This window comes from Pseudomonas baetica (assembly GCF_019733355.1).
Lineage (GTDB): Bacteria > Pseudomonadota > Gammaproteobacteria > Pseudomonadales > Pseudomonadaceae > Aquipseudomonas > Aquipseudomonas baetica_A.
This window is the reverse complement of record NZ_JAIHLQ010000083.1, coordinates 1-9,752: the sequence shown is the minus strand read 5'-3', so window position 1 is coordinate 9,752 and position 9,752 is coordinate 1. Positions and strand designations below refer to the sequence as shown.

Annotated in this window: 10 protein-coding genes and 1 pseudogene; 8 read left to right on the top strand and 3 right to left on the bottom strand. The window is 60.2% G+C overall.

Going from position 1 to position 9,752, the window contains the following annotated elements; translation table 11 throughout:
• The 3 genes and pseudogenes from K5E40_RS33660 to K5E40_RS33650 form a co-directional block, all read left to right on the top strand.
• Window positions 1-181 (top strand): annotated as a pseudogene (locus K5E40_RS33660) (hypothetical protein); the annotation flags it as partial.
• A gap of 54 nt (window positions 182-235) precedes the next feature.
• Entirely contained in the window at window positions 236-409 is a 174-nt protein-coding gene (locus tag K5E40_RS33655) for a DUF1427 family protein (RefSeq protein ID WP_095138741.1), read from the top strand.
• A 31-nt stretch (window positions 410-440) separates the two neighbouring features.
• Window positions 441-1,397, top strand: a complete 957-nt coding sequence (locus K5E40_RS33650; protein ID WP_221734367.1) for a zinc-binding alcohol dehydrogenase family protein — start codon at window positions 441-443, stop codon at window positions 1,395-1,397.
• Between the two features lie 126 nt (window positions 1,398-1,523).
• Here the strand turns inward: K5E40_RS33650 and K5E40_RS33645 are convergent, their stop codons facing one another.
• Window positions 1,524-2,546, bottom strand: a complete 1,023-nt coding sequence (locus K5E40_RS33645) for a purine nucleoside permease (protein WP_221734366.1) — start codon at window positions 2,544-2,546, stop codon at window positions 1,524-1,526.
• Between the two features lie 15 nt (window positions 2,547-2,561).
• Window positions 2,562-3,521: a nucleoside-specific channel-forming protein Tsx gene (locus tag K5E40_RS33640; RefSeq protein ID WP_221734365.1), complete on the bottom strand. Its 960-nt coding sequence runs from the start codon at window positions 3,519-3,521 to the stop codon at window positions 2,562-2,564.
• Between the two features lie 295 nt (window positions 3,522-3,816).
• On the opposite strand from K5E40_RS33640, the gene selD reads away from it, so the two are divergent.
• Complete coding sequence (gene selD, locus K5E40_RS33635; RefSeq protein ID WP_221734364.1) at window positions 3,817-4,851, top strand: selenide, water dikinase SelD; 1,035 nt, start codon at window positions 3,817-3,819, stop codon at window positions 4,849-4,851.
• Window positions 4,851-5,954 (top strand): tRNA 2-selenouridine(34) synthase MnmH, encoded by a 1,104-nt coding sequence (mnmH, locus tag K5E40_RS33630; RefSeq protein WP_221734363.1) that lies wholly within the window; start codon window positions 4,851-4,853, stop codon window positions 5,952-5,954. Before selD ends, mnmH begins: the two co-directional genes overlap by 1 nt.
• A gap of 111 nt (window positions 5,955-6,065) precedes the next feature.
• Here the strand turns inward: mnmH and K5E40_RS33625 are convergent, their stop codons facing one another.
• The gene (locus K5E40_RS33625; RefSeq protein WP_221734362.1) at window positions 6,066-6,740 is read right to left on the bottom strand and encodes a histidine phosphatase family protein; all 675 of its coding nucleotides are present in this window, start codon (window positions 6,738-6,740) and stop codon (window positions 6,066-6,068) included.
• A gap of 226 nt (window positions 6,741-6,966) precedes the next feature.
• Between K5E40_RS33625 and K5E40_RS33620 the strand changes: the two genes are divergently transcribed.
• From K5E40_RS33620 to hemB, 3 genes are all read left to right on the top strand, one after another.
• Complete coding sequence (locus K5E40_RS33620) at window positions 6,967-7,665, top strand: glutathione binding-like protein (protein ID WP_221734361.1); 699 nt, start codon at window positions 6,967-6,969, stop codon at window positions 7,663-7,665.
• A gap of 9 nt (window positions 7,666-7,674) precedes the next feature.
• A complete protein-coding gene (locus K5E40_RS33615; protein ID WP_221734360.1) occupies window positions 7,675-8,517 on the top strand; it encodes a PhzF family phenazine biosynthesis protein in 843 nt (280 codons plus the stop codon).
• Window positions 8,518-8,665: 148 nt separating this feature from the next.
• Window positions 8,666-9,640, top strand: a complete 975-nt coding sequence (hemB, locus tag K5E40_RS33610; protein ID WP_221734359.1) for a porphobilinogen synthase — start codon at window positions 8,666-8,668, stop codon at window positions 9,638-9,640.
• The last annotated feature ends 112 nt before the right edge of the window (window positions 9,641-9,752 follow it).

The following is a 9,752-nucleotide window of genomic DNA, read 5'->3' as shown; positions in this document are numbered from 1 at the left end:
GGCCAAATGCCTGAAGTACGTCGACAATCCCGGTGTGAGCGGGCTTGCTCGCGAAGGCGGTGTGTCAGGCAATAGAAATATCGACTGGTACGACGCTTTCGCGAGCAAGCCCGCTCACACCGGGATTGTCGACGTACTTCAGGCATTTGGCCGATATTCAGAAGTCCTTGGCCGGTACTGACGGCCTCCTTTCCCTAGACTCTGCCCATTCCCTTTACGCGGCGGAGTTTTCTCCATGAACTACCTGATTTCGCTGGGCATCGGCCTTGGTGTCGGCCTGCTCTACGGTGCGCTGGATTTCCGTTCTCCAGCCCCACCGGCCATTGCGCTGGTTGGCTTGCTGGGCATGCTCGCGGGTGAGCAGTTGTGGCCGATGGGCCGGCAACTGGTGGCCGGTTGGTTGTCCTGAGTTCCCTCTTTCTTATTCGGTGGATGTGTCCATGAAAGCACTGCAATTCGATAAAACCGGCGACTTGTCTTCCCTGCGCTACGTTGAAGTGCCGACCCCGGTGTCCGGCGATGATGAAGTATTGGTCGAGATCAAGGCCGCCGGCCTGAACCCCAGCGACGTGAAAAACGTCCTCGGGCGTTTTCCCTACACCACGCTGCCACGCATTCCCGGGCGGGATTTTGCCGGGGTTGTGGTCCAAGGCCCGCAGGCGTTGATCGGTCAGGAAGTCTGGGGCACCGGGCGTGAGCTGGGTTTTTTCGCCGATGGCTCCCATGCGCAATTCGTCAAACTCCCGATCAAGGGCGTTGCGCATAAACCGTCGCACCTGAGTTTCGCCCAGGCTGCCAGCCTCGGCGTGCCGTACACCACGGCGTGGGATGCGCTGGAGCGCAGTCTGGTAACCGCCGAAACCCGTTTGCTGGTGATCGGCGGCGGTGCGGTGGCCACGGCGGCGTTGGCGTTGGCCAACGTTCGCGGCGCGCGGTTGTTGGCAGCGGCGCGGCGGCCGGAGCAGGTCAAGGACTTGCAAGCGCAGGGCTACCAGACGCTGCAATTGGATAAACCTGAAGACCTCGGCGCGCAGGTCAACGCGGTGTATGCCGGCGGTGCCGATGTGATCTTTGACACCACTGGTTTCTGGTTGCCGGCCTCCGTTGCGGCACTCGCGCCGTTCGGCCGCATCGCCATCATCGCCGCACCGACCGACGGCCATGTGCAGTTGCCGGCATTGGCGCTGTATCGCAAGGGCGGTTCGGTGGTCGGCATCAACTCGTTGCTGTACGGCGTTGAAGCGTGCGCGGCCATGTTGGAACAATTCGGGCGCCTCTTCGATGAAGACTTGCTTCCGTTGCCGCAAGGGCTGGTGGAAGCGCCGCTGGCCGAAGGTCTGGCGCGGTATACCGAGGTCAATCAGGGCAGTGGCGACAAGGTCATCCTGATTCCCTGATACACCACAAAGCAAAACGGTGGGAGCGGGCTTGCTCGCGAATACGGTGTGTCAGGCAATAGAAATATCGACTGATACGACGCTTTCGCGAGCAAGCCCGCGCTCACCGTTTTTATCGTGTGAGGTTCAGGATTGCGGGACGCCGTTTTCCCAGGCAGACCAGTGCTTGAGGATGTCTTGCACCAGCGGATTACCGGCGCGGTAGAGGTTTTCGAGTGCCGGGACGAAGCCGCCCTGATCGGCGTATTTGAGCAAGTTGTCCACTTCACTGCCGCCCGGGGCCGGGCGGTCGAAGTCGGAGCCGGCGCGCACCACGGCCAGGCGCTGCACGTCGACCAGACCTTCGCGGCTGGCGCGCAGCAGCGCTTCATAAGTCGAGTTGTCTTCCTGTTGAGTCGTGCAGTATTCGCCCTTGTTGTCGGTCAACAGTTTGGTCCAGACCTCGGCCCGTTCGCTCAGGCGCGTGCCGGAGAACCAGGTGTTGCCTGCCAGTGTGTCGCAGCGAGTGACGACTGGCGGCTGATTGGCCGGGGCGGCGGGGTATTTCAGGCGCCACGCGGCAGATTCCTTGCTCTCGCTCAGTTCCACGTTGTGGCTCAGCGAGAAGGCTTTGGCCTGCAACGTCGGGTTGAGTTCGAAGACTTCGGTCTTGTAGTCCAGCGGCGGTTTTTCGTTCGGGCCCTGGGTGTTGATTCCCAGATAACCGGTCGGCCAGCTCGACGGTGCGTCGCGTGAATCCAGCTCCCACTGCGTGCCGAACTCCACCAGATAATGCGCCCACGCGGCGGTGCCGAGGGTGCCGTGTTTGGGGCTGATCCCGGCAATGCCGGCGATCAGGAAGTAGCTTTTGCGCAGGTCGAATTTCGGCGACAAGGCCAGTGCCAGGGTCGACGCGGCGGCGTTGGTCTGACCCATGCCGGTGGTCAACAGGCACACCTGCTGCGTGTTGCAGCGGATGGTCGGGTATTCGGCGGACAGCCCCGGCACGCGGATTTGCTGCTTGAGCTCCAAGCGATCAATCCAGTTCTGTGCCTCGGGGGCGAACATGGTGATCAGGACAACCTTGGGCTGGATCGGCGCTTCGACAGCCCACGCCGTGGAAGAGAGCAGGGCGGCTGCGGCCAGTGAAACTCGCATCATTGCTTGCATGAACATCTCCTGAATTCAGAACTGATAACCGATGCCGGCGTAGTAACCCCAGCCGTTGGAACGGGCGCGGAAATTACCGTCGCCGAAGTTCAACTCACTGCCGTCCTCCCAGTTGCCCCCGTTGTGGAAATAACGCCCCACCAGCGTGAAGCGCAAATGCGTGAACGAGTACAACAAGACATTGGTCGCCACCGTGGCGTTGGCGGTGCGTGCCGGATTGTCCTTGTGCATGTCGGAGCCGAAATCGAAGTTGGTAAAGCCGGTATAGGTCAGCGAGGCGCCGTTGCTGTAACTGTCGATGGGGATGATGTACTTGAGTTGGGCGCGGTAGCCGTCCCAGGAATACTCATTGCTCGCACCGTAGTTTTCCCACTGGTAACGCCCATACAGGTTGGCCGACAGATTGACCCGCGAATGAGTGTCGATGTCGGTGCCGAAGCCGCTGTAGAGGGTATTGGCGCGGTTCTCTTTGCGGCTGCCGTGGTCGTATATCCAGTCGAACGCTACGTACCATTCCTTGAACGGGCCGATGGCCAGGCTACGGCCGGCGAGGTAGTCGATGGAGATGCGCGGCTCATGCTCCATGAACACCGGCGAACCGTGGTCCCACACGCCTTTGTCATGGCTGTTGCCGATGTTGAAAATCTTCGGCACGTCGATGTAGCCGTACAGCTCGAACGGGCCTTTGCGCCCGAAATACTCGTATTCCAGGTAGATATCGTCGGACGGTTGCGGGCCGAAGCTGATGTCTTTACTGCCGATCAGGGTCAGGTCCTGGTTGTACCAATCCGACAGGTACGCCCCTTTTTTCGACGGGCTGGCTTCGGGGCTGAGGGTTTCGCCCTGGGCGGACTCTTCGGTTGGCGTCGATTGCGCCAGAGCACTTTGGCTGAGAAGTCCGGTAACGCCGGCCAGTAGCAAGGAAACAGCAAACGTGCGCGCAAATGGGGCGCGAAGAAGGGATGCGCTGTGCATTCAAAGTCCTTTTTTACGGATCAAGGCCCGGGTCTGCGGGCCTGTAGGGTTTTGTGACGAAAATGCCGGGATTGACGGCTCGCAAACGTTTGCATAAGCCGTACCAATTCTTTCTTGAACGTTGAAAATCCCCAGTGGGAGCGCGCTTGCTCTGCCTGCAGACTGGCTCCCGCAGGCGAACGCATTCCAAATGTGGGAGCGGGCGTGCTCGCGAAGGGCTCCTGCGGTTCACCGCACAAATCCGCCACCCCGCGCTCTGCTAGAATCCGCCCCATTCCCTGCCAGAGACTTCCCCATGAGCGAGCCGATTCGTTTGACCCAATACAGCCATGGCGCCGGTTGCGGCTGCAAGATTTCCCCGCAGGTGCTGGAGGTGATCCTCGCCGGCAGTGGCGCGCAGAACCTCGACCCGAAACTGTGGGTCGGCAACGCCTCGCGTGATGACGCGGCGGTGTATGAGATCGATGCCGAGCGCGGCGTGGTGTCGACCACGGACTTTTTCATGCCGATTGTCGATGACCCGTTCGACTTCGGCCGCATTGCCGCCACCAACGCGATCAGCGACATCTATGCGATGGGCGGTGATCCGCTGATGGCGATTGCGATCCTCGGCTGGCCGGTCAATGTGCTGGCGCCGGAAGTGGCGCGGGAAGTGATTCGTGGCGGGCGTGCGGTGTGCGACGAGGCGGGGATTACGCTGGCGGGCGGGCATTCGATCGATGCGCCGGAGCCAATCTTCGGTCTGGCGGTCACCGGTCTTGTCGAAAAGCGCCACATGAAACGCAATGACACCGCCACGGCCGGTTGCCTGCTGTACCTGACCAAACCGCTGGGCATCGGCATCCTCACCACCGCTGAAAAAAAGGGCAAGTTGCGCGCCGCCGATGTCGGTGTGGCCCGCGACTGGATGTGTACCCTGAACAAACCCGGCAGCCGTTTCGGCAAACTCGCCGGTGTTACCGCGATGACCGACGTCACGGGTTTCGGCCTGCTCGGGCATCTGGTGGAAATGGCTGATGGCAGCCAGCTCACGGCGCGCATCGCCTATGACCGTGTGCCACGTCTGGACAGCATCGAGTATTACCTCGATCAGGGCTGTGTGCCCGGCGGCACGTTGCGCAACTTCGACAGCTATTCGAGCAAGGTCGGCCGCGTGCAGGAACTGCACAAGCGTGTGCTGTGCGACCCGCAAACCAGCGGGGGCCTGCTGATTGCCGTAACGCCTGAAGGCAATGGCGAGTTCCTCGCCGTCGCCGCCGAACTGGGCCTGAACCTTGCGCCAATCGGCGAACTGGTTGAGCGACAGACCACCGCAGTCGAGGTGATTTGATGCTCCGAGACTGCACGGATTACCGCGACATTTTCCTCAACGACCGACCGCTGATGGACGCCCGCGCGCCGATTGAATTTGCCCACGGCGCGTTTCCCGGTGTGGTCAATCTGCCGCTGATGAACGACATCGAGCGGCAGAGAATCGGCACCTGCTACAAACAGCAGGGTCAGCAAGCGGCCATCGAATTGGGCCATCAACTGGTGTCCGGTGCGGTGAAGGCCGAGCGCATTCAGGCCTGGGCCGACTTCGCCCGGGCCCATCCTGATGGTTATCTCTATTGTTTTCGGGGTGGCTTGCGTTCGCAGATCACCCAGCAGTGGTTGCGTGACGAGGCCGGTATCGACTATCCACGCGTCGGTGGTGGCTACAAAGCGATGCGCAGTTTTCTGATCGACACCCTTGAGCAAGCCATCGCGCAATGTGATTTCGTCTTGCTGGGCGGCATGACCGGCACGGGTAAAACCGAAGTGCTGGTGCAGTTGCGCAATGGGCTGGACCTGGAAGGACACGCCAACCATCGCGGCTCCAGTTTTGGTAAACGTGCCACCGGGCAGCCGTCGAATATCGATTTTGAAAACCGTCTGTCAATCGACATCCTCAAGAAGCGCGAGGCGGGCATCGAGCAGTTTGTGCTGGAGGACGAAAGCCGGGTGGTCGGCAGTTGTGCGTTGCCGCTGCCGATGTATCAGGGCATGCAGCAGTACCCGATGGTCTGGCTGGAAGACAGTTTTGAGGATCGTGTCGAGCGGATTCTGCGTGACTATGTGGTGGACCTGTCGGCGGAATTTTCGGCGGTGCATGGCGAAGATGGATTCGTGCTGTTCTCGGAGCGGCTGCTGGAAAGCCTGAATAACGTGCAGAAGCGTTTGGGTGGCGAACGTCATCAACGGATGTTGATGTCGATGGAAGAGGCGCTGGCCGAGCAGGGGCGTAGCGGTGCGGTAGATCTGCATCGCGGCTGGATCGAGGGGCTGCTGCGTGAGTATTACGACCCGATGTATGTGTTTCAGCGGGAGAAGAAGGGCGGGCGGATCGAGTTTGCCGGGGAGCGGGGGGCGGTTCTTGAGTATCTGCGTGAGCGGGTGAGTCAGAAAAATTGATGTTGGAATGGCCACTTCGCGAGCAAGCCCGCACACATGGGTTTTGTGAACGGCACTGCCCCCCTGTGTGCGGGCTTGCTCGCGAAAGCGCCGGATCAGGCGACATCGCAATCAGGTGGGACAGGTTTGCTTGCCATGATCCAGCCCTTGCTTGTAGCTGTGGCTTTGCAAACTGGCCTTGCCGTTGTGCCAGGTCAGTGTCAGCACGTACAGCGAATCGAAATCACTGGAGGCCCAATCATCGGTGATGGTCTGTTTCTCACCCACCGCTTTGCCGGCCACCTTGTTGATCAGCTCCGGCAGATAGCCATGTGACCAGGCGGTGTAGATCGTCGAGTTGTGATACTTGTCTTCGAGCAGTTCGCGGGCCAGGTCGCTGGTGTCATTGGCCGAAAACTCGATATTCACGGGCAGGCCGAGTTTGATCGCAGCGGGGCTGATGGTCATCAGTGGACGAATGTAGCTGTAGGAGTTGTCCAGCTCACCTTCCTCGACATTGCGCGTCGGATTGGCGGCGAACACATAATTGGCCTTGCCGAACTTTTCCGGCAGCAGCGTCGATAGATCGATGGCGCGATTGAGGCCTTGGCATTTGAGTTGACCGAGACCGCCCTCGGGTTTTTCCGCGTGGCGCAAAAACACCAGCGTCTGGGTACCGTCGACCGGTTGTGCGCGGCTCTCACTGGACTCAAGTGACAGAAACAATGCACTGACTGCCAGCAGCGAGGGCAGGGCCACATAAGCGCGTTGTTTGAAGCGTTTGGCGAAACTCAGCAGGTTCGTCATGAAATAAAAGGTTCTTCAGCATATTCGGTTAAGGCTGACAAACCTCTGCACCTCGGGCTCCCAGCACCGGGTGTTTTCCATGTCGTGAACGGCGTCCTTTGCAATAAAGGCATAGCTCAGAGTCCCCTGAGGCCGGTTTGGTTCGATCCTGGCTTTTGCACGTTAGCCGCAGGATGTGACGATTCGTGCATTATGATCGGGTCTCTTTTGTGACTGGATGCTTCCCATGACCGATCTGTCCGCGTTCCCGATCACCCAGAAATGGCCGGCGCAGTACCCCGACTGGATTCAGCTCTATTCCTTGCCTACCCCCAACGGCGTCAAAGTCTCGATCATGCTTGAAGAGATCGGCCTGCCGTACGAGCCGCACCGCGTCGGTTTCGACAGCAACGATCAGTTGTCCGCCGAGTTCCTGTCGCTGAACCCGAACAACAAGATCCCGGCGATCCTCGATCCCCACGGCCCGCAGGACCAACCGCTGCCGCTGTTCGAGTCCGGCGCGATCCTGATTTATCTGGCTGACAAGAGCGGTCAGCTCCTGGCACAGGAAGGCGCACTGCGCTACGAAACCATCCAGTGGCTGATGTTCCAGATGGGCGGCATTGGCCCGATGTTTGGCCAGCTCGGTTTCTTCAATAAATTCGCCGGCAAGGATTACGAGGACAAACGTCCGCGTGATCGCTACGTGGATGAAAGCAAACGCTTGCTCAATGTGCTCGACAAGCGCCTGGAAGGCCGCAACTGGATCATGGGCGAGCGCTACACCATCGCTGATATCGCCACGTTCCCGTGGGTGCGTAATTTGATTGGTTTCTACGAGGCGGGTGATTTGGTTGGTATTCAGAATTTCCCGAATGTCACCCGTGTGCTGGAGCGATTTGTGGCGCGGCCGGCGGTGGTGCGTGGCTTGAGCATTCCTCAATAAGGACGGTGTATGCGTTCATTCGATTTCAAGCAAGTCGATGTTTTCAGCCAGATAGCGCTTAAAGGCAATCCGCTGGCGGTGGTTTTTGGCGCCGACGCTCTGAGCGATCAGTGCATGGCCGCATTTGCCTCCTGGACCAATTTGAGTGAAACCACCTTCATTCTTGAACCGCAAGATCCGCGCGCCGATTATCGGGTGCGGATCTTCACGACCCTGAGCGAATTGCCGTTTGCCGGTCATCCGACACTCGGCACCTGCCATGCCTGGCTGGAAGCAGGTGGGGTGCCCAAAGGCAATGACATCATTCAGGAGTGCGGCGTCGGGCTGGTACGGATACGCCGCGAGGGCGCAGAACTCGCGTTTCTCGCCCCGCCATTGCTAAGGTCGGGACCGGTCGAAGCCGAAGTCATGACGCGGGTGCAGCGGGGGCTGGGACTTAGCGGCGACGCCATTGTCCGCGCGCAATGGGTGGACAACGGCGCTGGGTGGTTGGCGGTGATGCTCAAGGACCGGCAGCAGGTGCTGACTCTGCAACCGGACCATTCACAGATGCTGGGATTGGCCGTTGGCGTCATAGCACCGTGGAATCCTGAGCGTGACGGCGATGAGGCCCAGTTCGAGGTCCGTGCGTTTATTTCCGGTGATGGGATGCCGGAGGACCCGGCCACCGGCAGCTTGAATGCCGGGATTGCCCAATGGTTACTGGACGAGGGCATGGCGCCAGACGCTTATACGGTCAGTCAGGGCTTGAGCATGGGCCGGGCAGGGCGGATTCGGATCAGCCGACTTGGCGATGAAATCTGGGTCGGCGGGTCTGTGGTGACGTGCATTGCAGGACAGCTGACGCTCTGACCGCAAAATGCATCGGGGGGGAAGCCCGCGATTATTGCGTACGCGGTAATGCACTCTTGATTGATCCAGGTTTGTACCGCGCCCCCCGCAAGGCATAAGCTTCGCCCCCTACGACTTTCGTCTCATCTGCAGGTTTCAGGAAAGCCCCATGTCCAGTCAGTTCCCCGAAGCACGTCCCCGCCGTCTGCGCCGCAATGCGAGCCTGCGCAGTCTGTTCCAGGAAACCGAGTTCAGCCTGAACGATCTGGTGCTGCCGATTTTCGTCGAGGAAGAAATCGACGACTTCGTGCCGATCAAGAGCATGCCGGGGGTGATGCGTATCCCCGAACGCAAACTGGCCGGCGAGATCGAGCGTTATGCCCGCGCCGGCATCAAGTCGGTGATGACCTTCGGCGTGTCCCATCATCTGGATGGCAACGGCAGCGACACTTGGCGCGAAAACGGTCTGGTCTCGCGCATGTCGCGCATCGCCAAGGATGCCGTGCCGGAAATGATCGTGATGTCCGACACCTGCTTCTGCGAGTACACCGATCACGGCCACTGCGGCGTGATGCACAACCATGAAGTGGATAACGACCAGACCCTGGTCAACCTCGGCAAACAAGCCGTGGCGGCGGCCCGTGCCGGCGCTGATGTGATTGCGCCGTCGGCGGCGATGGACGGTCAGGTGCGGGCGATTCGTCAGGCTCTCGACGCGGCCGGTTTCACTCAGATTCCGATCATGGCCTATTCGACCAAATTCGCTTCGGCGCTTTACGGCCCGTTCCGCGAGGCCGGTGGCAGCGCGCTCAAGGGCGACCGCAAAAGCTATCAAATGAACCCGATGAACCGCCGCGAAGCCCTGCGCGAATCGCTGCTGGACGAGCAGGAAGGCGCCGATGCGCTGATGGTCAAACCGGCCGGTGCGTATCTGGACATCATCCGCGACATCCGTGAAGCCTCGAACCTGCCGCTGTCGGCGTATCAGGTCAGCGGTGAGTACGCGATGATCAAGTTCGGCGCTCAGGCGGGCGCGATTGATGAAGATCGCGTGGTGCGCGAAAGCCTCGGCGCGATCAAACGTGCCGGTGCGGATCTGATCTTCACTTACTTTGCGATGGACCTGGCCCTGGCCGGCATCTGACAAACACCATAAATCCAAACTGTGGGAGCGGGCTTGCTCGCGAAAGCGGTGTGTCAGGTGACAACTCTGTGCCTGACACACCCTCTTCGCGAGCAAGCCCGCTCCCACAGTT

What these genes read in the sequence shown, in the direction of transcription:
- K5E40_RS33615 (WP_221734360.1), top strand. Translation starts at nt 7,675, where the DNA reads ATGCGTTCATTCGATTTCAAGCAAGTCGATGTTTTCAGCCAGATAGCG.
- mnmH (WP_221734363.1), top strand. Translation starts at nt 4,851, where the DNA reads ATGCTCCGAGACTGCACGGATTACCGCGACATTTTCCTCAACGACCGA.
- K5E40_RS33640 (WP_221734365.1), bottom strand. Translation starts at nt 3,521, where the DNA reads ATGCACAGCGCATCCCTTCTTCGCGCCCCATTTGCGCGCACGTTTGCT.
- K5E40_RS33625 (WP_221734362.1), bottom strand. Translation starts at nt 6,740, where the DNA reads ATGACGAACCTGCTGAGTTTCGCCAAACGCTTCAAACAACGCGCTTAT.
- hemB (WP_221734359.1), top strand. Translation starts at nt 8,666, where the DNA reads ATGTCCAGTCAGTTCCCCGAAGCACGTCCCCGCCGTCTGCGCCGCAAT.
- K5E40_RS33620 (WP_221734361.1), top strand. Translation starts at nt 6,967, where the DNA reads ATGACCGATCTGTCCGCGTTCCCGATCACCCAGAAATGGCCGGCGCAG.
- K5E40_RS33645 (WP_221734366.1), bottom strand. Translation starts at nt 2,546, where the DNA reads ATGCAAGCAATGATGCGAGTTTCACTGGCCGCAGCCGCCCTGCTCTCT.
- K5E40_RS33650 (WP_221734367.1), top strand. Translation starts at nt 441, where the DNA reads ATGAAAGCACTGCAATTCGATAAAACCGGCGACTTGTCTTCCCTGCGC.
- K5E40_RS33655 (WP_095138741.1), top strand. Translation starts at nt 236, where the DNA reads ATGAACTACCTGATTTCGCTGGGCATCGGCCTTGGTGTCGGCCTGCTC.
- selD (WP_221734364.1), top strand. Translation starts at nt 3,817, where the DNA reads ATGAGCGAGCCGATTCGTTTGACCCAATACAGCCATGGCGCCGGTTGC.